Below are 23,743 nucleotides of genomic sequence, written 5' to 3' on the forward strand. Positions count from 1 at the left end.
ACGGCGTAGCAACATAGCGGCGTAACGGCGTAGCGACGTAACGACGTAGCGGCCTAGCGACGACACGGCGCGACAGCCGTTACCGCGCGGCCAGCACGCGGTCGATCATCTCGCCGATCCGCCGCGCGAGCCCGTCCATCCGCTCGGCCGGCACGCCGCCGTAGCCGAGCACGAGCCCGTTGTAACCTGCCGCGGTGCCAGGCAGGCAGAACGACGACAGCGGCCGCAGGATCAACCCGTGCGCCTGCGCGACGCGACTCAGTTCCGTGTCGGCCACCGGCACGTCGAGCCGCGCGGACAGATGCATGCCGCCCGCGCCGCCCGACACCGTCAGCCGCGTATGCAGCCGCCGCGCCAGTGCGTCGTGCAGCGCGTCGCGCCGCTCGGCATACACGCGGCGCATGCGCCGCAGATGCCGCGTGAAATGCCCGGCGTCGATGAAATCCGCGAGCGCGCGCTGCTCGACGGCGCGACCCTGCAGCATCAGCGCGCCCGCCGCGTCGCGCAGCGGCTGCGCAAGCGCGGGCGGCACGACCATGAAGCCGAGCCGCAACGCCGGGAACATCACCTTGCTGAAGGTACCGAGGTAGATCACCGGCGCGTCGTCGGCGAGCCCCTGCACGGCCGCGTGCGGCGTGCCGTGGTGGCGGAACTCGCTGTCGTAGTCGTCCTCGACGATCCATGCGCCGGCCGCGCGCGCCTGCGCGACGAGCGCGAGCCGCCGTTCGAGGCTCATCACCGCGCCGAGCGGATATTGGTGCGACGGCGTGATGTAGACGAGCTTCGGCGGACGATCGCGCCAGTCGTCCGGATGCGGCGCCAGCCCCTGCGCGTCGACGCCGATCGGCTCGACGCGCAGGTCGGCCGCGAGAAACGCGTTGCGCGCGCCGTGGTAGCCGGGGTTCTCGATCCATGCGACATCGCCCGCGTCGGCCAGCGCGCGGGCGCACAGGTCGAGCGCGCCCTGCGTGCCGTCGGTGACGATCACCTGCGCGGCGTCGCAGCGCACACCGCGCGACGCGCGTAGATAGCCGGCGATCGCGTCGCGCAGCACCGCGTCGCCTTCCGCGGACTGATAGCCGAGCTGCGCCGGCCCCGCCGTGCGCCATGCGCGCTCGACGCAGCGCCGCCACTGCGCGAGCGGGAATGCGTCGACGGCCGGCACGCCCGGCATGAACGGCAGCGATTCGTCGAGGCCGCTCGTCGCGCGCTCGGCCTGCGCGACGCGCCGCGACAGCACCGCCGTAGCGCCGGCGGGCGCCGCGGCGGCGACCTGCGACCCGCGCAAACCCATTCGGGCGACCACCGTGCCCTGCCGCGTGCCGGTCACGAACCCTTCCGATGCGAGCCGCTCGTACGCGTACAGCACCGAGTTGCGCGCGATGCCGAGCTCGTCGGCCAGCGTGCGCGATGCGGCAAGCCGCGTGCCCTCGGCGATCCGGCCGCTCAGGATCGCGTCGCGCAGGCACGCGTACAGCCGCTGCTGCTGCGATATCCGCGTGGCCGCGTGCGGCCCCGCTTCGCGCTCGAAGGTCGACAGCAGCAACGCGTAATCCATCGTGGCTCCAGAATATGTGGGTCTCATGGGTCTACACATGGTGCCACGAACTTTCTATCGTAGCTGTCTGCGCTCGTTTCCGGCCGTGCCGGCAACGCTTCATTCCATCCATCCTCGAAAGGTTCGCGACCATGAACGCTACCGACACCGGCCTGACCGTGCGCTCCGTGCGCGAAGACGATTTCGACAACTGGCTGCCGCTGTGGGACGGCTACAACCGCTTCTACGGCCGCTTCGGCGATACCGCGCTGCCGCGCGAGATCACGCGGCTCACGTGGTCGCGCTTCTTCGACGGCTACGAGCCCGTGCACGCGCGTGTCGCGGAACGCGACGGCCGGCTCGTCGGGCTCGTGCACTTCCTGTATCACCGCAGCACGACGCTGGCCGGGCCGACCTGCTATCTGCAGGATCTCTTCACGCTCGAGCGCGAACGCGGCAAGGGCGTGGGCCGCGCGTTGATCGAAGCCGTGTACGACGCCGCGCAGGCGCAGCGCGCCGAACGCGTGTACTGGCAGACGCACGAGACGAATCACACGGCGATGCGGCTCTACGACACCGTCGCGGAGAAAACCGGATTCGTGATCTACCGGAAGGTCTTGCCGCGCTGATCATGCGGCGTGCCGCAGGCCGCGCGGCCGCGGCGGTTTCAATCCAGCGGCCGCGCCTTGATCCACAGGAACAGCGGCACGCGCGACCACTGCTTCAGCGTGTCCGTGTCGGCGCGATCGGGCGGCGGCTCGCGCAGCGACACGATCGCGAAGCCGGCCGCCTCCAGCGCATCCATGTAGGCCTGGAGCGGCAGCGACCAGCCCGCGAAGTGCATCGACAGCCCGTCGCGCGTTTCCACGCCCTCGAAATGCTCGCTGCCGAAATACGTGCCTTCGAGCACGAACGGCGCGTCGGGCTGCGGCCCCGCGAAACGGCCGCGATCGCGGAACGGATGCACGAGCGACACGAACAGCAGCCCGCCCGGCTTCAGCACGCGACGTGCCTCGCGCAACGCGGCCGCCATGTCGTCGAGGTCCATCAGCACGTTGTATGCCATCACGATGTCGAAGCTGGCCGGATCGAACGGCAGCGAGGCGGCGTCGGCGAGCGCGTAGCGGTGCGCCGATGCCGCGCGACGCGCGGCGTCGAGCATCGCGGGCACCGCGTCGCTCGCGGTCACGTCGTAGCCGAGCGCCTTCAGCTCGCGGCTCACGCGGCCCTCGCCGCAGCCGATCTCCAGTGCGCGGCCGGTGCCGCGGCCGAGGTAGGCCGCCAACCCCTCGCGATACTTCCAGAACGCATCGTGGCCAGGCCGGCCGGCCCAGTCGATCCATTGGTCGGCGACGTGCGTCCAGTGTTCCGTGATGGCTTTGCTGTCGGTCATGTTTGCTCCCGATCGGTGTTCGTCGTGCTGGCCCAGGATGCGCATGGTAAGCCGAAGCGGCGGTGCGCGTGAGCGCGTGAGCGCATTGCGCGGCTCGCGGCCGCCGCAGCCGGTTTCCGTTTCCGGCGGCGGCGTTCTACAGTTGTTACGACAGACGGCATGCGCCGCTGCACATCGTTCGCGTTCGGCGCGCGTGCCGATACCCCCCCGATTCCGAGGAACGTCCATGCCGAGTATCGTCGCCGGCCCCGCCGATCTGCCGCCGAGCCCCGTCGCTGCCGAAACGCGCATGGTGCACGACGTCGCCACCCTGCAGCCGTCGGACTATCGTTCGGCCGACGGGACATCGTGGGTCATCGCCACCCTCACGCCGGCCCCGGACAGCGGCGAAAACGTGACCGGCAATACCTACTTCGATACCGCGAAACGGCAAACCGTCACAGTGCCCGACGCGCGTCGACGTTACGCGAACCGCGGCACCTGGCAGGTCGTCGCGAGTTCCGGCCCGTCGGTGCCCGCCACCGGCCGCTACGACTGGCTCACGCTCGCATGGCTGCCGATCAACGGGCGGCCGCTGCCGCAAACGCCCGAACATCTGTATTCGCCGTTCATTCACGGCGGCACGATCGTCTATCGGTGGAATCCGGCCGCGCAAGGCGGCGAGCAGTTCGGCAACGTGCGGATGATCTTTCCGGCGTGGCAGCAGCAGGTCGCGGACGTGCTGCACGCCGCGCCCGGCGACGTCGCGCAAGCGGTGGCGGCGCCCGCATCGGCGCTCGATCGTGTGCAGCAGGACGGCAATCCGATGGCCGCCGTGCTCGACTTCGCCGCCGCGCTGCATGAGGAACCGGCCGAGCGGATCGCTGCGCGCCTGCCGGCATTGCTGCGCGCGAGCGACCTGCACGAAGTGTCGGCGATCGTGTTTCAGTGCATCGCCGCATCGCGAGAAGCGGACCGGCCGCGCTTCGTCGAGGCGATCAACGGGTCCGTCTCCTCGATCGACGACGACGCGCGCCTGCTCGCGATCGCCTACGGCGCATTCGCGGCCGGCAGGGCGAAGCCGCGTCCGTTCAGTGATGCCGCACAGGCCGCGCGCATCAACGACGTGTTCACGGCTTTGAAGCAGCGGACGTCGGCACTCGGCGTGCCGGCCGGACAGGGTTCGCCGTGGTACGAATTCTTTACCGCGTACCGGCTTGGCGGTGCGCGTTCCGGCTCGAGCGGAAACAGGCAGTAATTACCGGGCCTGCGCGATCGTCGGTCGGCCTGATGCGTCGCACTGCCTCGACGAAAACGACGTCGTCCTGAATGCCGGCGCCCGGCATGCGATGCGCACGCGTCGGGCGGCGCATAGCGCGTGGTCACAAAGGGAACCCGCGTGCGTCCCGGAGGGTCGAAACGTCACATGACCGTCGACGGCATCGCCTTCGCCGGTCGATCCACGATCCCCGCACCCTTTTCTCCCCATGTTGAGCATCGGTCCCTTCTCGATCCGCGTCGTCGCGGTAGCCGCCGCCGCGCTGCTGGCGTGGCTCGTTGCCCGCTTCATCCAGCGCCGCCCGCCCGATGGACATCACAAGACCGCGTCGAGCCTGATCCTCGACGTGCTGCTGCTCGGGCTGGTCGCCGCGCGTATCGGCTATGTCGCGCAATGGTGGCGCGACTACGCGACGACGCCGCGATCCATCTTTGCGCTCGGTGACGGCGGCTTCGACTGGCGCATCGGCGTCGCCGCCGCGCTCGCGTTCGCCGTCTGGCGGCTGCGTCGCCTGCCCGCGCTGCGCAAACCCGTGGCGGCCGGCATCGTCGCGGGCCTCGCCGCGTGGGGTATCGCGCAAGGCACGCTGGCGACACTGCAGCACACCGCGCCGCCGTTCGCCGCGCTGCAGCTCGAAGCGCTCGATGCGACGCCCGTCCTGCCGCAACGCTTTGCAGGCAAGCCGGTCGTGGTGAACCTGTGGGCGACGTGGTGCGCGCCGTGCCGGCGCGAGATGCCGCTCCTCGAACAGGCGCAACGCGATCATCCGGGCCTCACGGTGCTGATGCTCAACCAGGGGGAAAACGCGCAGGCCGTGCGCGCGTTCCTCGAACAGCAGGGGCTGCGCTTCGACAACGTGCTGCTCGATCCGTCGTTGCATGCGATGCATGCGTACGGATCGCGCGGGCTGCCCACGACGCTGTTCTTCAATGCGAAAGGCGAGCTCGTCGAATCGCACATGGGCGAGCTCACCGCCGCGCGATTGAAGGATGCGGTGGCGCAGCGTTTCGGTCAGTGATGCCGTCGGCAGCCTGCTCGAGGCCACGATCGATCGTCGATGGCAGCGCGCGTTCCCGCAGCCGCGGCTGACTCGACCGCCGACACGCCGGCACTTCGCCCCCCATCGGCGACGCTCACGGCCTCGACAGCACCATCACCCGCCCCGACACGCGCTGAAGCTTCAGCCACCCCGTGTCGGCGGTAAACCTGAGCTGCTGCAACGGGAAATCGAATCCCGCCTTCTGCGCGGCGCTGACCACCGCATCGGCGATCCAGCGAATCAGCTCCTTTCCTTCGTCGGTCGTCTGGTGACCGTTCTGGATACCATAGAAATAGCGGTTCCCTGCGTTGACTTCGTTCTGCAACTGCATCCAGTGCCCCGGGAGGCCGGGCAGGGTCCTGAACAGGTCGGCCACGCGCTGCGTCGTCAGGCCGCGCGCCCACAACGCGCCGTTCACGGCGGGCCGCGCCAGGTTGTGACGGTCTGCGTCCTGTGCCTGTCCCTTGATCTCGCCTTTCAGACTATCGGGTTTCGTCATCGCACTGTCCTCGTGAGAGCCCGGTAAAGGGCCGATTGAATAAAAGCGGCCGAATACCGCCGAGCACGCGCGCTCCGTGCACGATACCGCTAATCTCGGAATTAATCGCCTGTCAGGTGTATCAGGCAAGCGCAGCGCAACATCGCAGGAATAAATCAGCCAACTTCGACAGGCGCCGAAGCCGGATCTGCCCGCCATTCCCGCCTGCGCACCCATTCATTATTCAAAAACGCGCGACACGCATCGATATCGTTTCGCAGAAACATGGAACGACACTCCATTAAATACTCACCATTAAATCGAACTGTTTCAATCTCCGGTTTTCTGGGAAATTTCCATTCCAGATCGAATATTTTTTTATTTATTTTTCGCCATGCTGCGCGCATCGCGCTTGAAACGGCAAACGTTTGCGCGATGCAGCAAAGTGCCTTATCCACCGACCTTCAGGAGGAAAGCATGGCCGACTCTCAAACGTCCTCGAATCGCGCCGGCGAATTTTCGATTCCGCCGAACACCGACTTCCGCGCGATTTTCTTCGCGAATGCCGCCGAGCAGCAGCACATCAAGCTGTTCATCGGAGACAGCAAGGAACCCGCCGCCTATCACAAGCTGACCACGCGCGACGGCCCGCGCGAAGCCACGCTGAATTCCGGCAACGGCAAGCTCCGCTTCGAAGTGACGGTGAACGGCAAGACGTCGGCCACCGATGCGCGCCTCGCGCCGATCAACGGCAAGAAATCGGACGGCTCGCCGTTCACGGTCAACTTCGGGATCGTCGTATCGGAAGACGGTCACGACAGCGACTACAACGACGGCATCGTCGTGCTGCAGTGGCCGATCGGCTGACGGACGCACGCTGACGAAGATTCGCGGCGCGGCAGGTCCGGCGCGCCGCCATCCGGATCGCAATGGCGACGGGGCCAACCGCGCATTGCGAACCGTGCGGGCGACCATCGGCCGTCCCGCGCGCTGCTCCACGCGCGACACGGCGAAATCCATTCGCCGGCCGCGTCACGCAAGACAATCCATCAAGACGAGGACGACATGACACAACCCTTTACCCACGACGACCTGTATGCGCTGCTGCAGCTCGCCGGCAACGACGCAACCGCCGTGCAATCGAACGGCGACCAGGCCGTGCTCGACCGGATGCGTCAGTTCATGACCGCGCAGCTCGTGGAAAAGCTGCCGCAATACGATGTGTTCGTCGACATCGCGACCATCCCGTACAGCTTCGATGTCGGCAGCTGGCAGAACAAGGTGAAGGCCGATGCGGCCGGGCAGGTGATCGCCTGCACGGTGACGTGGGCCGGCGCACCCGGCGTGCTGCCCGGCGCGGCGGCGAAGTTCGGCGTCGGTGCGGTGGTCAATTACTTCTCGAAGGCGACGCTGCAGCCGCAACCCACGCAGCCGGACACCACGACGACCGGCGGCGGCGAACGCGACGGCATCTTCAACCTGCCGCCGAACATTGCATTCGGCGTGACGGCGCTCGTCAATTCGTCCGCACAGCAGACGATCGAAATCTTCGTCGACGACAACCCGAAACCGGCCGCAACGTTCCAGGGCGCCGGCACGCAGGACGCGAACCTGAATACGCAGATCGTGAACTCGGGCAAGGGGAAGGTGCGCGTGGTCGTGACGGCGAACGGCAAGCCGTCGAAGATCGGTTCGCGCCAGGTCGACATCTTCAAGAAGACCTATTTCGGACTGGTCGGCTCTGAAGACGGTACGGACGGCGACTACAACGACGGCATCGCGATCCTGAACTGGCCGCTGGGTTGACGGGCTGACCGTTAAACGGAAGGCAAGCGCCGGGCGCTGATTCGCCCGGCGCTTGCCTATATTGCTCCCGATGCCCGCCGGGAACGTCGCGCATGCGCACGCGCACGACAAGCACCCGATCGATAGCCTGAAACTTGACGTCGTCGCGCCTGCACCCGGCACGCCGGGCGAGCACGGGCGACGTCGCGACATCAGCCGTCGCGCCGGCCGCCACGCTGTGACATCGCGAGCGGCGCCGTCAAGTTGGCCGCGGCCAACTGCGTGCGCGCGGCGTAGGCCACGCGGTTGAACGCGACACGCTGCTCCCCCTTCAGTTTCGCTGCCTTTGCCGCCTGCACGAGGCCGATCGGATCGACAAGACGGCCATGTTGCCGGACCTCGAAGTGCAGATGCGGGCCGGTCGCGGTCCCGGTACTGCCGACCGCGCCCACCCGTTGACCGCGGGCGACCCGCGCACCGGTTCGCAGCGTGGGCTCGAACGCCGACAAGTGCGCGTAGTACGACGCATAGCCACCGTCGTGACGGATCACCACATACTTGCCGTAGCCGCGCGGCTCGGTGCCGATGAACGTCACGACGCCGCGCTCGGAGGCATGGACGGCGCGCCCTGTCGGTGCGGCGAGATCGACGCCCGAATGCACGTGGCGCGCGCCGGTCACCGGATGCACGCGCGCGCCGAAGCGCGAACTGGTGCGTGTCGACCGGACCGGCATCGCGAACCGGGTGCCTTCGAACGGCATGCCGTCGAGATCGTAATAGGCGCCCGGCCCCCCCGCTCCGGGGGCGAACCACACGGCCGCGACACGCTGGCCGCGAAAGCGGATGTCGAGCGCCGTCACGCGGACGCCGCCCGGCAGTGACGCATCGTCATCGGATTCGAATGCGACACGGAAGGTGTCGCCGGTCGCGCCGTGCAGCTTCGGGTCGATACGACCGGCCAACATGCGGGTCAGCTGCGCCACGACACCGTCGGGCAATTCTGCACGCGCCAGCGACGCACGCAGGCTGCCGGTGATCGCCCCGGCCCGCGTGCCGCTCTCCTGCTCCGCGAGCACGAACGGTTCCGCGGAGGCCAGATCGACACGACGCAATGCGAATGCCGAAGGCGCGCCAATCGCGGGCAGATGCGATGCAAAACCATAATCGAAACGCCCCGCGTAACCCCGCTCGATCGCACCTCGTGCAGCATCGCAAAGGACAACGTACGGCGCACAGGCGCCGGCACGCACGACGAACTTGCTGGGATAGGCCTCCACACGCACACGCACCGCCTGCGAATCCGCCACGATGCCCGGCACCACCGTCGACGCAAGCAAGCCGCCCCAGAGGGTGCGGGCGGAATTGAAGAAAGGCACGTCGACAAGGTCGGCCGCTTGCGCCGCCACGGCCGCGGTCGGCTCGGCATCGGAAGATGCCAGCGCCATCGCGCCCTGCGTGCCGGCAAGCCACGCCGCCGCAACGACACCGCGCACCAGCGCGCGGCGAATCGGAAAGCGGATGGCGCCGCATTGCGCGGCTCGACCTCGTTCGCGTGCGAGACGTAAACACAGGTCGAACCGCATCGCGTCGTCACTCGCTATCTATGAAAACTTGAAATGAACCGGATATCGCGGAGGAAAGAGCGCGCGATCCGATAACCTGGAGGCGAGTATATCGACACGACCCACATCGTTTAATAAGACGTGTCTCATTTCTTCTGGCATCTACTTAGTACTCGAACGAAAGCCAATTTCACCGCGAAATCGCGCGACATTCGACCTCATGCGTTCGCGCGCCCCGCCACGCGCCGTGTACAGTCGAGGGTTGCCCGCGAACGCGCGCATGCGCGCCCGGCCACGGCGGGTGCGCCGCCCGTCGCGCCTTCTGTCCTCAACCCGGAATCCCTTCATGTTTCTCGATCATCTTCATCCGGAACGCTGGACGTTCCTGTGGAACGCGTTGTCCACGCTGTCGCTCAGGCTCTGCGCCGCCCTCGCGCTGCTCGTCGCGGGCTGGTGGCTGTCGAAGCGCATCGGCAACTGGCTGAGCCGGCTGCTCGCGAACAAGGAGCGCGTCGACGACACGCTGCGGCCGATCCTCTGCGACGTCGCCGTGTGGGGCATCCGCATCGTCGCGATCGTCGGCGCGCTGTCGCAGCTGGGCATCGAAACCGCGAGCATCGTCGCGGTGCTCGGCGCGGCCGGCCTCGCGATCGGGCTCGCACTGCAGGGCACGATGCAGAACATCGCGGCCGGCATCATGCTGTTGCTGCTGCGGCCGTTCAAGGTGGGCGACTTCATCGACGGCGGCTCGAGCGTCGCGGGGACGGTGGACGAAGTCGGCCTCTTCATGACGCGGCTGACGAAGCCGGACGGCATCTGCGAATACGTGCCGAACAGCGCGCTGTGGGGCAGCGCGATCCGCAATTACACGCGCAATCCGACGCGCCGGCTCGATCTCGAGGTGGAAGTGTCGGTGCACGACGACATCGATCGTGCGCTCGACGCGCTGCGCGCGCTGGCCGAAGCCGATCCCGACGTGCTGACGGAACCGGCACCGGACGTGATGGTGATGCGCTTCGACGACAGCACGGCGATCGCGAACATGCGCGTGTGGACGCACACCGACAAGTTCTGGGCGATGCGCTGGCGCCTCGCGCGCCAGGTGCGCAAGACGCTCGCCGATGCGGACTGCGCGTTGCCGATCCGCACGCGCGAACTGCACATCGTGCACGACGCCGAACAGCAGCGCCGAGCCGACCCGCGCCGCGTGCAGGCGTCGTAAGACGTCGGGGCGCACGACCGCGCATGGCGCGCTGCGCCGTGCGCCCCGCTCGCGTCACATCCTGACGATATCGAGCAGCGCCTTCCTGCCACTCTTGTACGTGAATACCGAGATCGCACCTTGCTTCAGGTCGCCCTGCGGCGTGAAGCTCGTTTCGCCGATCACGCCGCGATAGTCGGTCGCCGGCATCGCGGCGAGCACCTTCGCCGGGTCCGTCGCGTTCGCGCGCTTCATCGCGTCGACGATGATGTACACCGCGTCGTACGAGAACGGCGCATACACCTGCATCGGCTGGTGAAAGCGCGCCTCGTAACGCTTCACGAACGCCGCGCCGCCCGGCATCTTCTCGAGCGCGATGCCGGCTTCCGAGCACACGACGTTGTTCGATGCCGGGCCCGCGAGCTTCGGCAGGTCGGTCGAGCACACGCCGTCGCCGGCGAGGATCTTCGCGCGCATGCCGAGCTGGCGCGCCTGCTTCGCGAGCGGACCGCCCGTCGCGTCCATCCCGCCGTACATGATCGCGTCGGGGTTCTCGCCCTTGATCTTCGTGAGGATCGCGCGGAAGTCGATCGCCTTGTCGTTGGTCGCATCGCGCGAGACGATCTTCATCCCGGCCGCTTTCGCCGCCTTTTCGAACTCGGTCGCGAGACCCTGCCCGTACGCAGTCGAATCGTCGACCACGGCGACCGTCCTGATGCCCAGGTTCTTCGCCGCGTACATCGCGAGCGCGGGCCCTTGCTGCGCATCGGTCGCGACGACGCGATAGGTCGTCTTGAAGCCCTGCTGCGTGTATGTGGGGTTGGTCGCGGCCTGCGAGATCTGCACGACGCCGCCGTCGCGATAGACGCGCGACGCCGGAATCGACGTGCCCGAGTTGTGATGGCCGACGACGCCGACCACCTTGTCGTCGACGAGCCGCTGCGCGACCTGCGTCGCGGTGCGCGGGTCGCCCGCGTCGTCCTGCGCGTCGAGCTGCAGCGTGACCTTCCTGCCGCCGATCACGAGCCCCTTCGCGTTGATTTCCTCGACCGCGAGCCGCGCGCCGTTCTCGCTGTCCTTGCCGAGGTGCGCGATCGCGCCGGTCAGCGGCGCGACGTGCCCGATGCGCACGATCTCGTCCGCGTGCGCGGCCAGCGCGAATAGTGCACACGCCAGCGCGACCGCGCATGCCGTCTTGTTCCGATGCCGATTCATGTTCGTCTCCTTCCTTGTCGCTGTTGTTTCGTGATCCGTACCATCGTTGATTGCAGGCAAAGCGATGCGGTCACGCGCGCCCTTCGAAGCCGAGCAGCACGTTCACCGCGTTGATACCGATTTCCTCGACCATGTAGCCGCCTTCCATCACGAACAGCGTCGGCAGGTTCAGGCGTGCGAGCGCGGCGCCGATCCGCAGGTAGTCGGGCGAGCGCAGCTTGAAATGGCTGATCGGATCGTGCTCGAACGTGTCGACGCCGAGCGACACGACGAGCAGGTCGGGCGCGTGCTTCGCGATCGCGGCGGTGGCCTGGCCAAGCGCCGCCGAGTAGGTATCCCACTGCGTGCCCTTCGGCAGCGGCAGGTTCAGGTTGAAACCTTCGCCCGTGCCCGCGCCTCGCTCGTCCGCGTAGCCGGAGAAGTACGGATACGACACCGCCGGCTCGCCGTGCAGCGACGCGAACAGCACGTCCGAGCGGTCGTAGAAGATGTCCTGCGTGCCGTTGCCATGATGGAAGTCGACGTCCAGCACCGCGACGCGCGCCGCACCGCTCGCGATGCCGTGCTGCGCGGCGATCGCCGCGTTGTTCAGATAGCAGTAGCCGCCCATGTACTCGCGGCCCGCGTGGTGGCCGGGCGGGCGGCACAGCGCGAACGCCGCGCGCGCGCCGCCGTTCGACAGCAGGTCGGCGCCGGTGAGCGCCGAGTTCGCGCTCGCGCTCACCGCGTCCCACGTGCCGGCGTTGATCGGCGCACCGGCATCCATCGCGAAGAAGCCGAGCTTGCCGTCGATGAAGTCGGGCTGAGTCGCCGCCGACGGCATCGCGCGCACCGGCCACACGAGCGGCAGCGCCTGGCAGGTGCGGCCGGTCGCGGCCCATTCGTCCCATGCGCCGGCGAGGAAGTCGACATAGCGCGCGCTGTGCGCGCCGGCATAGCTCTCGCGGTCGAACGCGCGCGGCGCGATCACGTCGCCGAGGCCGGCCGCGCGGACCTGCGCGAGCACCGTTTCGGCGCGAAGGGGGTTCTCGAACGAATCGGTGATCGCGCCGTCCTTCAGTTCGACGCCGCGATGCAGATGGTGATCGCTGCTGTAGACCGTGAGCATGGTTGACCGTTGCAGTGAAGGCAGTGAGGGGTGGCAACAGTCTATTGAGGCCAGCCGGCAATAGCTTTGCTTTTCACCTCTTCGTTTCGTACAATTTTGAGAAAACCGTCTACGGAGACCCGGAAATGAGCAAAAATCGCGCTTCGGTGGAGCTGGACGGCGTCGATCGCGCGATGCTCCGCCTGCTGCAGGAAGACGGCGCGCTGTCCAACGCGACGCTCGGCGAACGGTTGTCGCTGAGCGTCACGCCGTGCTGGCGGCGGCGCAAGCGGCTCGAGGACGAAGGCGTGATCACCGGCTACCAGGCGAACCTCGACCGCCGCGCGCTCGGCATGAACGTATTCGCGTTCGTGCAGGTCACGTTCAACATGCATTCGGACCAGGATTCGGATCACTTCGAGGACGTGATGCGGCGTCACGACGAAGTGACGTCGTGCCACAAGATCACCGGCGCGGCCGACTACATCCTCCAGGTCGTCGCCGCCGATCTCGACACGTATGCGGAATTCGTCGAACGCGTGCTGAGAAAGCAGGCCGGCGTGTCGTCGATCCAGTCGAGCCTCGCGCTGCGCGAGGTCAAGTTCTCGTCGCGCGTGCCGGTGCCGGATGCGTGATCGATCAAGCGCCCGCGCGCGGGCATCCGCTGTCGACCTTCATCCCATGGAGCGCTACCGTATGAAACATTTCATTCCTTCCGCGCCGCTTGCCGCCGCGATCGCTCTCGCGTTTGCATTGGGCGCGTGCGCGACGCAACCGCCTACCCCGCTTCCGCCCAATGTCGCCGGACAGGACACGCAGGATGCGCAGGGCGCGCAGACCGCCCAGGCTGCCGAGATCGCCCCGCCGATGGTCGGCGGCGATCGCGACGCGCACGGCTGCATCGGCTCGGCCGGCTATTCCTGGTGCGAAACGACCCGACAATGCGAGCGCCCGTGGGAACTCGCGAAGGCGCATGGCTTCGCGAACTCGGCGCAGGGGTACGAGCAGTTCTGCCGGAACGGCGCAGCGAAGTAAAGTAATTCGATGTGACCGGGTCGCGATGCAACGTCGCGACCCGATGAAGTGCGAGCGCGATGCGTGCGATGTGCGCCATGCCCGCCGCGCGCGTGTCGCCCCGCTGATCCCGCCGTTTTTCCCGTTCCGCGCACTGTCATTCCGGAAACCCGGACACACAAAAAACCCCACGAAAACAGGGATATTCCGCGCGAGCGACACGGCAATCGAGTTCGGTTATATTACGCGCCCCTTGCCATCCCGCCCCGCGGAACGCATTGCGCGCGGCCGCTTTCGACGCGGCCTGAAACGCCTTCCGGCGAGGCCCGCAGCAAGGGCCTGCGCGCCCGTCGCACGACCGTGAAGCAGGCGATTGCACGAGCGCACGACGCCGATCCGAAGGTGTCCTTCGCAACGGCTTCGCGTGCGCAAATGCAACGGCGAACGCGGTCGATCCGGAATTCCGGATTCGCGGTCCGGATCTCCGGATGCGCGATCCGGTTGCGAATCCGCATCGGCCGGGCGGCATGGCAAACCGATGCATCCAAGTTGAAAAAGGGATCTGCTGTGATCAAAACGTTACGGGTAATACTGTCGGCGCTCGCGCTGTGCGTCGCGACGTCGTCCGCGCATGCCGCCGATACGAAGAAGGTCGACGTCCTGCTGGTGGGCGGCGGCATCATGAGCTCGACGCTCGGCGTGTGGCTGCATGAGCTTCAACCTGACTGGTCGATGACGATGGTCGAGCGCCTCGACGGCGTCGCGCTCGAAAGCTCGAACGGCTGGAACAACGCGGGCACCGGCCACTCGGCGCTTGCGGAGCTGAACTACACGCCGGAGAAGGCGGACGGCAAGATCGACATCTCGAAGGCGATCGAGATCAACGAGTCGTTCCAGATCTCGCGCCAGTTCTGGGCATGGCAGGTCAAGCAGGGCGTGCTGAAGAACCCGCATTCGTTCATCAACTCGACGCCACACATGAGCTTCGTGTGGGGCGACGACAACGTCCGCTTCCTGAAGAAGCGCTACGACGCGCTACAGGCGAGCCCGCTGTTCCGCGGCATGCAGTATTCGGAAGACTACGACCAGATCAAGCAGTGGGTGCCGCTGATGATGGAAGGCCGCGACCGCAACCAGAAGGTCGCGGCGACGTGGACGCCGATCGGCACCGACGTGAACTTCGGCGAGATCACGCGCCAGTTCGTCGGCTACCTGAAGACGCAGCCGAACTTCACGCTGTCGCTGTCGAGCGAAGTGCGCGAGATCTCGCGCAACGCGGACGGCACGTGGCACGTGTCGTGGGTCAAGCTGCATTCGGATGAACCGCCGCAGGCCGTCGACGCGAAGTTCGTGTTCATCGGCGCGGGCGGCGGTGCGCTGCACCTGCTGCAGGCGTCGGGCATCCCCGAGGCGAAGGATTACGGCGCGTTCCCGGTCGGCGGCTCGTTCCTCGTGACCGACAACCCCGAGGTCGTGAAGCGCCACCTCGCGAAGGCGTACGGCAAGGCGTCGGTCGGCTCGCCGCCGATGTCGGTGCCGCACCTCGACACGCGGATCATCGACGGCAAGAAGATCATCCTGTTCGGACCGTTCGCGACGTTCTCGACCAAGTTCCTGAAGAACGGCTCGTACTTCGACCTCGCGAAGAGCACCAACCTGCACAACGTCGCGCCGATGATGCGCGTGGGCGTCGACGAATTCCCGCTCGTCGAGTATCTCGCCGGCCAGCTGATGCTGTCCGACGACGACCGCTTCAACGCGCTGAAGGCATATTTCCCGGACGCGAAGAAGGAAGACTGGCGCCTGTGGCAAGCTGGCCAGCGCGTGCAGATCATCAAGCGCGACCCGAAGAAGGGCGGCGTGCTGAAGCTCGGCACCGAGATCGTCAGCTCGCAGGACGGCAGCATCGCGGGCCTGCTCGGCGCATCGCCGGGCGCGTCGACGGCCGCGCCGATCATGCTGAGCCTGATGCAGAAGGTGTTCAAGGACAAGGTCGCGACGCCCGAATGGCAGCAGAAACTCCGCCAGATCGTGCCGAGCTACGGCACGAAGCTGAACGACAGCCCGGCGAAGGTCGTCGAGGAATGGACCTACACGAGCGGCGTGCTGCAGCTGTCGCCGCCGCCGAAGATCGACGTCAGCGTGCCGTCGCAGCCTACCGGCAACGCACCGGCCCGCCCGGCGAAGGCGTCGGCCGACATGGCGCTGTAACGCAGCGAACGCCGTTTCGCCGCACGATACGGCCGCCCTCCGGGGCGGCCGTTTTTCATGGCGAATGCGGACGGAGCAGCGTGCTTCGTCCTGCGCAGGCGTCACCGGCTGCCATACCGCCCGCCGCACCACGGCCGATCGTCCGCAGCCGGGGCCGTCCGCCACCGGCCCTCCGCCGCCAGCCGAACCGCTGCCGATCGCCCGCTGCGGGCCGCTCGCGGCCGGTCGCCCCAGCCACCCTCCCGCATCCGCTAGAATTGCGGGCACGCGCGACACCGTCGCCACCGATCCACCATCCGCATCGACGCGGTCCACGCGACCGCCGGTGCGGCCCGCGCCCGAACCGCGCGAGCGCCGCACTTCGTTGCCGCGCCCGCCCGGGTGCGCCACCAACCGAATTCAGCTGGAGAAAGACCGTGTTTACTTGCCGAAACCAGAGCTGCGGCACGCAGTGGGAAACGTCCGACGTCGTCATCAAGGACGAAGGCCAGGGGCTGCTGTTCCGCTGCCCGCTGTGCGGCGCGCGCAACTATCTCGAGCGCTTCGAGGACAATGAAGGCAACGTCGCCTACGAACAGATGGAAGGCAAGCCTTACCTCGGAGACCTCGAATGACCCAGCCGACCGCCACGCCCTTCAGCGCGCTGCCGCTGACGCCCGCCACGCTCGCGAACCTCGCGCAGCTCGGCTATGTCGACATGACGCCGATCCAGGCCGCGAGCCTGCCGATCGCGCTGGCCGGCCAGGACCTGATCGCGCAGGCGAAGACGGGCAGCGGCAAGACCGCCGCGTTCTCGCTCGCGCTGCTGGCGCGCCTCGACACGCGCCGCTTCGACGTGCAGGCGATGATCCTGTGCCCGACCCGCGAGCTCGCCGACCAGGTCGCGCAGGAAGTGCGCCGCCTCGCGCGCGCCGAGGAAAACGTGAAGGTGCTGACGCTGTGCGGCGGCACGCCGATGCGCCCGCAGGCGCAGAGCCTCGAGCACGGCGCGCACATCGTCGTCGGCACGCCGGGCCGCATCATGGATCACCTCGACCGCGGCAACCTGAAGCTCGACGCGCTGAACACGCTCGTGCTCGACGAAGCCGACCGGATGCTCGACATGGGCTTCTTTGACGACATCGCGAAGGTCGCGCGCATGTGCCCGACGACGCGCCAGACGCTGCTGTTCTCGGCGACCTACCCGGACGGCATCGCGAAGCTGAGCCAGCAGTTCCTGCGCAATCCGAAGGAAATCAAGCTCCAGGAACGCCACGACGACAGCAAGATCCGTCAGCGCTTCTACGAAGTGACCGAGAACGAGCGGCTGCATGCGGTCGGCCAGTTGCTGAACCACTTCCGGCCGGTGAGCACGATCGCGTTCTGCAACACGAAGCAGCAGTGCCGCGACCTGCTCGACGTGCTGCACGCGCAGGGCTTCCACGCGCTCGCGCTGCACGGCGAGCTCGACCAGCGCGAGCGCGACCAGGTGCTGATCCAGTTCGCGAACCGCAGCTGCTCGGTGCTGGTCGCGACCGACGTCGCCGCGCGCGGGCTCGACATCGCGCAGCTCGAGGCCGTGATCAACGTCGACGTGACGCCCGACCCTGAAGTGCACGTGCACCGCATCGGCCGCACCGGCCGCGCGGACCAGGAAGGCTGGGCGCTGAGCCTCGCCAGCATGGACGAGATGGGCCGCGTCGGCGGGATCGAACAGGCGCAGAAGCGCGAAGTCGAATGGCATCCGCTCGCCGAGCTGACGCCGGCCGGCAACGACACGCTGCTGCCGCCGATGGAAACGCTGCAGATCCTCGGCGGGCGCAAGGACAAGATCCGCCCGGGCGACGTGCTCGGCGCGCTGACCGGCGATGCGGGGTTCGACGGCAAGCAGATCGGCAAGATCAACGTGACCGAGTTCTCGACCTATGTCGCGATCGAGCGCGGCGTCGCACACGACGCGCTGCGCAAGCTCAATGCGGGGAAGATCAAGGGCAAGCGGGTCAAGGTCCGCTTGATGGACGAGGAATGACGCGGTGATGCCGGCACGCGCCGCGACGCTTATGCGGCGCGCCCGCCAAGCATCGCCAGATACTGCTGTACCGCGCCCCATTCCCCGCCGCTGCGGCTGAGCGCGACGAGTTCGGACCCCGGCACGCTGCCGGCGAGTTTCCGGTACACGACGTTCGGCGCCGCGATCCGGCTGAGCGGCGCCGGCACCAGCGCTACACCCAGACCGGCGCCCGTCAGCGCCAGCACCGACAGCGTGCTGCTCACCTTGTGCGCGATGTGCGGCGTCTTGCCGAGCACCCGCCGCAGGATCGCCAGCTGCCCTTCGTCGTCGCCGTCGGCGGCATAGAAAATGAACGGTTCGTCCGCGAGCGCCGCGACGCTCACCGAGCGCCGCTTCGCGAGCGCATGCCGGTCGCTCATCATTACATCCCACGCCCAGCTGCCGACCGTGCGCACGGCCAGCTTCGGATCGAACGCCGTGCCGAAGGCCGGGCAATAGCCGATGTCGAGCCGGCCCGCGAGGATCGCGTCCTGCTGCGCGGCCGGCGCCATTTCGTGCAGGTCGAGCGCCACTTCCGGCCACGCCGCGTGAAACGCGATCAGGTCGTCGGACAGCCGCCCCGTCGCGACCGCATTGCCGACGAAGCCAATCCGCACCACGCCCGTCTCGCCGCGCGCCGCGCGCTGCACGACCGCCTTCGCGCGCGCGGCCTGCTCGAGCGTGTGCCGCGCTTCGGCCACGAGCAAGCGGCCCGCGTCGGTCAGCAGCACCTTGCGGGTGCTGCGTTCGAACAGCGTCGCGCCCAATTCCTCTTCGAGCGCGCGGATCTGCGCGCTCAACGCGGGCTGCACGATATGCAGCCGCTCCGCCGCGCGGCCGAAATGCCCTTCTTCGGCAACCGCGAGAAAGTAGCGCAAATGGCGAAGGTCCATACGGTCGATTGATCACCCGAAACGATTAATCCAGAAATTTAATCTATTGGAATGAAAAATCAAGCGCGCACATCCTGATGGTCATCCGCTGCGTCGCAGCGCACCCCATGGAGCCCCGTCATGTCCGACCGCAACCGCATCGATGTTCACCAGCATGTCGTCCCGCCGTTCTGGGCCGCAGCCCTTCCGTCGCACGGCGGCGATCCGTCCGGCTGGGGCAGCCCCACCTGGAGCCCGGAAGCCGCGCTTGCGTTCATGGACTCGCTGGAGATCCAGGCCGGCGTGCTGTCGCTGACGGCGCCCGGCGTGCAGGGCTGGAACGGCCAGGCCAGGCGCGACATGGCCCGCCAGGTCAACGAATACGTGGCCGGCCTCGTCGCGCAATGGCCGACCCGCTTCGGCAACTTCGCGACGCTGCCGCTGCCCGACGTCGACGGCACGCTCGCCGAGATCGATCACGCGTTCGACACGCTGAAAGCCGACGGCGTCGTGCTGCTCAGCAACTACGGCGGCACCTATCTCGGCGATGCGGCATTCGACGCCGTGTGGGCCGCGCTGGATCGCCGCCACGCGGTGGTGTTCATTCATCCGGCCAAGCCCGCGATCGACGTGCTGCCCGGCATGCCCGGCCCGCTGCTCGATTACCCGTTCGATACGACGCGCACCGCGCTGCAGCTCGTGCTCAACGGCGTGATCGCGCGCTACCCGAACGTGCGCATCATCCTGTCGCACGCCGGCGGCTTCCTGCCGTACACCGCGTACCGCTTTGCCGAACTCGCGCCGGGCGTGCGCAACGACGTGCCGGATCGCGACGGGCTGCTCGACCTGCTGCGCACGTTCTACTTCGACACCGCGCTGTCGTCGCCGTCCGCGCTGCCGAGCCTCACCGCGTTCGCGCAACCCGATCGCGTGCTGTACGGCAGCGACTTCCCGTATGCGCCGCCGGACGTCAGCACGTCGTTCACCGCGGCGCAGGACGCGTATACCGCGCTGGGCGCCAACCAGCACGCCGCGCTCAACCGCACAAACGCGCTGCCGCTGTTCCCGCGTCTCGCCGCACTCGCGCGATGACGCGCGCCGCAGTACCGTGTGACGCCCCGTCACAGCGGCGTCGCGCGTGCAACCGCCCGCGGCCGTCCGCGCCGCGCGGCACCGTCAGAACGGAATGACGGCCTTCGCCCACACGGCCTCGCCGGCCGGCCGGTTGCGCACGAAGAATTCCTTCACGACGCGCGCTTCCAGACTGACCTTGCCGAACTGGTAACGGACACCGGGGCCGATCGCGAACGTCTGTCCGCGAAAGCCGTCGCCCGCGGCCGGCTGGCCGTTCTGCATGTCGTCGGTGGTCTGCTTGACGAAGTAGCCCGACAGCCCGACGCGCGCCTTCGGCGTGACCGCATAGCTCGCCGAGTAATCGATGTGGAACAGGTTACCCGAGTGGTAATGGGTGTCGTTGTTCGGCGAGTTGAAGCTGTACGTGATCTTCGCGGACACCTCCACCTTGTCGTTCGGCAGCCACGTCACGCCGAACACCGGCCGCGCGGTGTAATAGTTCTTGCCGGTGTTCAGCGCCGCATGCATGTCGTACTGGCCAGTCGGGAACACGAATTCGATCGCCGCGACGGTGCGCAGCGCGCCCGATCCCCACGCGATCAGCGCGGGACTGACGATCAGGTCGCCGAGATTGGTGCGGTCGAACGACGCGCCGCCCGCATCCAGCGCAAGATGCTCCATCGGCAGCACCGCATACGCACCGTAGCGCCCGCCGAGCACCGACAGGTTCGACATCCACACGACGCGCGGAATCAGCACGTCGGCATCGAGCTTGAAACCGGGCACCGAACCGTTGCCGTGCGAATCGTTGAAGCGCGACGCATGGTAATGCGTGTAGTACAGCAGCGCGTACAGCCCGGCCGGCGGCAGCGCGCCGGCGAAGAACGCTTCCGCGCCCTCGCCGATCGTGTCGCCGCCGCCCTCCGTTGCAAACGCGCCGGTGCTCAGCGCCATGCCCGCGCACGCGGCGAGCGAAACCAGTCCGAATGCAGCCTTTCGTTTCATCGATGTCTCCAATATTCGTTCTACTGAATTGATTTTTTATGGTCGTCCTGCGCGCCGTCCCCCGCCGGCTATTCGTTGAAGTGCTCGATCACGAGCCGGTTGAAGCGCGCCGCGTGCTCGATCTGCGTCCAGTGTCCGCAGCGGCCGAACACGTGCAGCTGCGCATTCGGCAGCAGTTCCAGCAGCCGCGTCGAGCTGTCGAGCGGAATCACGCGATCCTCGCGGCCGTGCACGATCAGCGTCTCGTGCGGCAGCGCGCGCAGTTTCGCCTCGTCGCTCGCGAGCGCATCGACCCAGCGCTGACGCGGCGCGGGAAACATGTTCGCGAACGCCTCCTGGTAGCCGGGCCGCACGCTCGCGTCGTAGCGCAGCTTCGCGAGCTCGTCGTTCACCAGCGTGCGATCGAACGCGAAGATGTCCAGCAGGCCGCGCATGTTCCCGATCGACGGCGTATAGCCCCACACGGCATCGAGCCCTTCGGTCAGCGTGAAGCGCGTGCCCGCCGCGCCCATCAGTACGAGCCGGCCGACCCGTTCGGGCGCGCGGATCGCCAGCGCAAGCGCGAGCGCACCGCCAAACGAGTTGCCGATCACGTGCGCGCGCTCGACGCCGAGCGCATCGAGCAGGCCGAGTGCGTGGTCGACCCAGTGGTCCATCGAATACACGTAATCGCGCGGCCGCTCGGTCTCGCCGAAGCCGGCCATGTCGGGCGCGATCACGCGAAACCGCGCGGCGAGCGCGGGCATCGTGAGCCGCCAGTTCGCATAGGCCGTGACGCCCGGCCCCGAGCCGTGGATCAGCAGCACCGGCGGCCCGTCGCCGAGGTCGTGATAGTTGGTGTCGAGACCGCCCGCGACGATCCGGCGGCCCAGTTCGGGATTGTTCGACATGATGCTTCTCCAGTCGGTTTCGATGGCGCGCGGCGCGTCAGCGCCCGCGCTTCTTCGCGCTCTGCCCGCCGATCCCGAAATGCGCTTTCGGCATCTCGGTGATGATCACGCGCACCGATTCGAGCGGTGCGTCGAGCGAGCGATGGATGGCTTCAGTGACTTCGGCGATCAGGCGTTCCTTCTTGTCGTCGTCGCGGCCTTCCAGGATGTACAGATGAGCTACCGGCACGATGGCCTCCCGTTGGGTTCGGAACGTTCAGATGAAGCGCAGGCCGACCGAGCCGATGTCCTGCACGCGCAGCGTCACGTTGTCGCCGGCCGCGACGGCCACCGCCTCCGTGATGCCGCCCGACAGGATCAGGCTGCCGGCCGGAATCGATTCGCCGCGCGCGCCGAGGTGGTTCGCGAGCATCGCGATCGCCGCGGCCGGATGCCCGAGCACGGCCGCGCCGGCGCCGAATGCGACCGGCAGCCCGTTCTTCTCGAGCACGATGCCGAGCGTGCGCAGGTCGACGCCGTCCACCGGCAGCGGGCGGCCGCCCGCGACGAAGCGCGCGGCCGACGTGTTGTCGGCCACCACGCTCTTCAGGTCGAACTTGAAATCGCGGTAGCGGCTGTCGATCACCTCGATCCCGGCGACGACGAAATCGGTCGCGGCGAGCACCGCGCCGACGTGGCAGCCGGGCCCCTTCAGTTCGGCCTTCGTCACGAACGCGATTTCCGGCTCGACCTTCGGATGGATCAGCGCGGACGTGTCGCACTCGCCGCCGTCGGGCAGGTCGTGGACGTCGGTGAGGAAGCCGAACACGGGCGTGTCGACGCCCATCTGCCGCATCTTCGCGTGCGACGTGAGGCCGGCCTTGTAGCCGACGATCCGCGCGCCGCGCGCGAGCTGCCTGCGGCGGATCGCATCCTGCACCGCGTACGCGTCGTCCCAGTCCATCTCCGGATGACGGTCGGTGATCTTCGGCGTGTCGCGCGCGTCACGCATGCAGTCGTCGAGATGCGCGGCGAGCGCCTCGATCGTGTCGGTCGACAGGTTCATGCGGCCTCCCGCTTCGCTTGCGCCGCGCGCGCCTTCGCGAGCGTCAGCGCGGTGTCCTCGATCATGTCCTCCTGCCCGCCGACCATCCCGCGCCGGCCGAGTTCGACGAGGATGTCGCGCGCCGGAATCCCGTATTTGTCGCCCGCCCGCTTCGCGAACAGCAGGAACGACCCGTACACGCCCGCATAGCCGAGCGTCAGCGCGTCGCGGTCGATCCGGATCGGGAAATCCATCATCGGCACGACGAGTTCCTCGGCGACGTCCTGGATCTTCCACACGTCGACGCCGGTTTCGATGCCCATCCGCTCGCACACGGCGACGAACACTTCGAGCGGCGTGTTGCCGGCGCCGGCGCCGAGCCCGGCCGCCGCGCCGTCGATCCGGTTCGCGCCGGCCTCGATCGCGGCGATCGAGTTCGCAACGCCCATCGCGAGGTTGTGGTGACCGTGGAAGCCCAGCTCCGTGTCGGGCTGCAGCGCGTCGCGCACCGCGCCGAGGCGCGCCTTCACGTCGTCGGGCAGCATGTAGCCGGCCGAGTCGGTGATGTAGATGCAGTTCGCGCCGTACGACTCCATCAGCTTCGCCTGCTTCACCAGCCCGTCCGGGCTGTTCATGTGGCTCATCATCAGGAAGCCGACGGTATCCACGTCGAGCTTGCGCGCCATCGCGATGTGCTGCTCGGAGACGTCCGCCTCGGTGCAGTGCGTCGCGACGCGGATCGTGTGCACGCCGAGCGCGTGCGCTTCCTTCAGGTGATCGACGGTGCCGATGCCCGGCAGCAGCAGCGCCGACACCTTCGCGCGCTTCAGCAGCGGGATCACCGCGCCGAGGTATTCCGCGTCGGTATGCGCGGGAAAGCCGTAGTTCACCGACGAGCCGCCGAGGCCGTCGCCGTGCGTGACTTCGATCAGCGGCACGCCGGCCGCGTCGAGCCCGCTCGCGATCGAGCGCATCTGGTCGAGCGTCATCTGGTGACGCTTCGGGTGCATGCCGTCACGCAGCGTCATGTCGTGGACGGTGATTCGCTTGCCTTTGAGATTCATTTCCG

At 67.6% G+C, this 23,743-nt stretch carries 24 protein-coding genes; 12 read left to right on the forward strand and 12 right to left on the reverse strand.

Features of this window, described 5'->3' with window-relative positions:
* Positions 1–79: 79 nt before the first annotated feature.
* Complete coding sequence (locus U4Y91_RS02130; protein WP_321802927.1) at positions 80–1,558, reverse strand: PLP-dependent aminotransferase family protein; 1,479 nt, start codon at positions 1,556–1,558, stop codon at positions 80–82.
* 131 nt (positions 1,559–1,689) lie between these two features.
* Between U4Y91_RS02130 and U4Y91_RS02135 the strand changes: the two genes are divergently transcribed.
* Complete coding sequence (locus U4Y91_RS02135; RefSeq protein WP_321802929.1) at positions 1,690–2,166, forward strand: GNAT family N-acetyltransferase; 477 nt, start codon at positions 1,690–1,692, stop codon at positions 2,164–2,166.
* Between the two features lie 38 nt (positions 2,167–2,204).
* Here the strand turns inward: U4Y91_RS02135 and U4Y91_RS02140 are convergent, their stop codons facing one another.
* The gene (locus U4Y91_RS02140) at positions 2,205–2,930 is read right to left on the reverse strand and encodes a class I SAM-dependent methyltransferase (RefSeq protein ID WP_321802931.1); all 726 of its coding nucleotides are present in this window, start codon (positions 2,928–2,930) and stop codon (positions 2,205–2,207) included.
* 226 nt (positions 2,931–3,156) lie between these two features.
* Here U4Y91_RS02140 and U4Y91_RS02145 point away from each other — a divergent pair, with 226 nt between their 5' ends.
* A complete protein-coding gene (locus tag U4Y91_RS02145) occupies positions 3,157–4,167 on the forward strand; it encodes a hypothetical protein (RefSeq protein WP_321802933.1) in 1,011 nt (336 codons plus the stop codon).
* 229 nt (positions 4,168–4,396) lie between these two features.
* Positions 4,397–5,206: a TlpA disulfide reductase family protein gene (locus U4Y91_RS02150; RefSeq protein ID WP_321802935.1), complete on the forward strand. Its 810-nt coding sequence runs from the start codon at positions 4,397–4,399 to the stop codon at positions 5,204–5,206.
* A gap of 115 nt (positions 5,207–5,321) precedes the next feature.
* On the opposite strand, the gene U4Y91_RS02155 is transcribed toward U4Y91_RS02150, so the two are convergent.
* The gene (locus U4Y91_RS02155) at positions 5,322–5,726 is read right to left on the reverse strand and encodes a peptide ABC transporter ATPase (RefSeq protein WP_321802937.1); all 405 of its coding nucleotides are present in this window, start codon (positions 5,724–5,726) and stop codon (positions 5,322–5,324) included.
* 456 nt (positions 5,727–6,182) lie between these two features.
* Here U4Y91_RS02155 and U4Y91_RS02160 point away from each other — a divergent pair, with 456 nt between their 5' ends.
* Together U4Y91_RS02160 and U4Y91_RS02165 are read left to right on the forward strand one after the other, a co-directional pair.
* Positions 6,183–6,572 carry a fucose-binding lectin II gene (locus U4Y91_RS02160; protein ID WP_057926312.1) on the forward strand — a complete coding sequence of 130 codons (390 nt, stop codon included), beginning with the start codon at positions 6,183–6,185 and terminating at the stop codon, positions 6,570–6,572.
* Positions 6,573–6,770: 198 nt separating this feature from the next.
* Positions 6,771–7,511, forward strand: a complete 741-nt coding sequence (locus tag U4Y91_RS02165; RefSeq protein ID WP_321802938.1) for a fucose-binding lectin II — start codon at positions 6,771–6,773, stop codon at positions 7,509–7,511.
* A 191-nt stretch (positions 7,512–7,702) separates the two neighbouring features.
* Here the strand turns inward: U4Y91_RS02165 and U4Y91_RS02170 are convergent, their stop codons facing one another.
* A complete protein-coding gene (locus U4Y91_RS02170; protein WP_321802940.1) occupies positions 7,703–9,073 on the reverse strand; it encodes a M23 family metallopeptidase in 1,371 nt (456 codons plus the stop codon).
* Positions 9,074–9,398: 325 nt separating this feature from the next.
* On the opposite strand from U4Y91_RS02170, the gene U4Y91_RS02175 reads away from it, so the two are divergent.
* Complete coding sequence (locus U4Y91_RS02175; RefSeq protein ID WP_321802942.1) at positions 9,399–10,274, forward strand: mechanosensitive ion channel family protein; 876 nt, start codon at positions 9,399–9,401, stop codon at positions 10,272–10,274.
* A gap of 54 nt (positions 10,275–10,328) precedes the next feature.
* Here the strand turns inward: U4Y91_RS02175 and U4Y91_RS02180 are convergent, their stop codons facing one another.
* Positions 10,329–11,468: a branched-chain amino acid ABC transporter substrate-binding protein gene (locus U4Y91_RS02180; protein WP_321802943.1), complete on the reverse strand. Its 1,140-nt coding sequence runs from the start codon at positions 11,466–11,468 to the stop codon at positions 10,329–10,331.
* A gap of 70 nt (positions 11,469–11,538) precedes the next feature.
* A complete protein-coding gene (locus U4Y91_RS02185; RefSeq protein ID WP_321802945.1) occupies positions 11,539–12,576 on the reverse strand; it encodes a histone deacetylase family protein in 1,038 nt (345 codons plus the stop codon).
* A 125-nt stretch (positions 12,577–12,701) separates the two neighbouring features.
* On the opposite strand from U4Y91_RS02185, the gene U4Y91_RS02190 reads away from it, so the two are divergent.
* The 5 genes from U4Y91_RS02190 to dbpA all read left to right on the forward strand — a co-directional run bounded on the left by U4Y91_RS02190 (position 12,702) and on the right by dbpA (position 17,788).
* Complete coding sequence (locus tag U4Y91_RS02190) at positions 12,702–13,190, forward strand: Lrp/AsnC family transcriptional regulator (protein ID WP_044845446.1); 489 nt, start codon at positions 12,702–12,704, stop codon at positions 13,188–13,190.
* Between the two features lie 61 nt (positions 13,191–13,251).
* Positions 13,252–13,590, forward strand: a complete 339-nt coding sequence (locus U4Y91_RS02195) for a hypothetical protein (RefSeq protein ID WP_321802946.1) — start codon at positions 13,252–13,254, stop codon at positions 13,588–13,590.
* A 546-nt stretch (positions 13,591–14,136) separates the two neighbouring features.
* Positions 14,137–15,780, forward strand: coding sequence for a malate dehydrogenase (quinone) (gene mqo, locus U4Y91_RS02200; protein WP_415750437.1), 1,644 nt, complete (start codon positions 14,137–14,139; stop codon positions 15,778–15,780).
* A 416-nt stretch (positions 15,781–16,196) separates the two neighbouring features.
* Positions 16,197–16,394, forward strand: coding sequence for a hypothetical protein (locus tag U4Y91_RS02205; protein WP_321802950.1), 198 nt, complete (start codon positions 16,197–16,199; stop codon positions 16,392–16,394).
* Positions 16,391–17,788: an ATP-dependent RNA helicase DbpA gene (gene dbpA / locus U4Y91_RS02210; protein ID WP_321802952.1), complete on the forward strand. Its 1,398-nt coding sequence runs from the start codon at positions 16,391–16,393 to the stop codon at positions 17,786–17,788. The genes U4Y91_RS02205 and dbpA overlap by 4 nt, the downstream gene beginning before the upstream one ends.
* A gap of 29 nt (positions 17,789–17,817) precedes the next feature.
* On the opposite strand, the gene U4Y91_RS02215 is transcribed toward dbpA, so the two are convergent.
* The gene (locus tag U4Y91_RS02215) at positions 17,818–18,702 is read right to left on the reverse strand and encodes a LysR substrate-binding domain-containing protein (protein WP_321802954.1); all 885 of its coding nucleotides are present in this window, start codon (positions 18,700–18,702) and stop codon (positions 17,818–17,820) included.
* 120 nt (positions 18,703–18,822) lie between these two features.
* Here U4Y91_RS02215 and hndA point away from each other — a divergent pair, with 120 nt between their 5' ends.
* On the forward strand, positions 18,823–19,773 hold the full coding sequence (gene hndA, locus U4Y91_RS02220) for a 2-hydroxy-1-naphthoic acid nonoxidative decarboxylase (protein WP_321802956.1): 951 nt from the start codon (positions 18,823–18,825) through the stop codon (positions 19,771–19,773).
* Between the two features lie 84 nt (positions 19,774–19,857).
* Here the strand turns inward: hndA and U4Y91_RS02225 are convergent, their stop codons facing one another.
* The 5 genes from U4Y91_RS02225 to dmpG all read right to left on the reverse strand — a co-directional run bounded on the left by U4Y91_RS02225 (position 19,858) and on the right by dmpG (position 23,738).
* Positions 19,858–20,760: a transporter gene (locus tag U4Y91_RS02225; protein WP_321802958.1), complete on the reverse strand. Its 903-nt coding sequence runs from the start codon at positions 20,758–20,760 to the stop codon at positions 19,858–19,860.
* 68 nt (positions 20,761–20,828) lie between these two features.
* Positions 20,829–21,650, reverse strand: coding sequence for an alpha/beta fold hydrolase (locus tag U4Y91_RS02230; protein ID WP_321802960.1), 822 nt, complete (start codon positions 21,648–21,650; stop codon positions 20,829–20,831).
* Between the two features lie 37 nt (positions 21,651–21,687).
* On the reverse strand, positions 21,688–21,882 hold the full coding sequence (locus U4Y91_RS02235; RefSeq protein ID WP_257129466.1) for a 2-hydroxymuconate tautomerase: 195 nt from the start codon (positions 21,880–21,882) through the stop codon (positions 21,688–21,690).
* A gap of 24 nt (positions 21,883–21,906) precedes the next feature.
* Positions 21,907–22,695: a 2-oxo-3-hexenedioate decarboxylase gene (dmpH, locus tag U4Y91_RS02240; RefSeq protein ID WP_321802962.1), complete on the reverse strand. Its 789-nt coding sequence runs from the start codon at positions 22,693–22,695 to the stop codon at positions 21,907–21,909.
* Positions 22,692–23,738 carry a 4-hydroxy-2-oxovalerate aldolase gene (gene dmpG / locus U4Y91_RS02245; protein WP_321802964.1) on the reverse strand — a complete coding sequence of 349 codons (1,047 nt, stop codon included), beginning with the start codon at positions 23,736–23,738 and terminating at the stop codon, positions 22,692–22,694. The genes dmpH and dmpG overlap by 4 nt, the downstream gene beginning before the upstream one ends.
* Positions 23,739–23,743: the final 5 nt, after the last annotated feature.

This window comes from Burkholderia sp. BCC1993 (assembly GCF_905339865.1).
Lineage (GTDB): Bacteria > Pseudomonadota > Gammaproteobacteria > Burkholderiales > Burkholderiaceae > Burkholderia.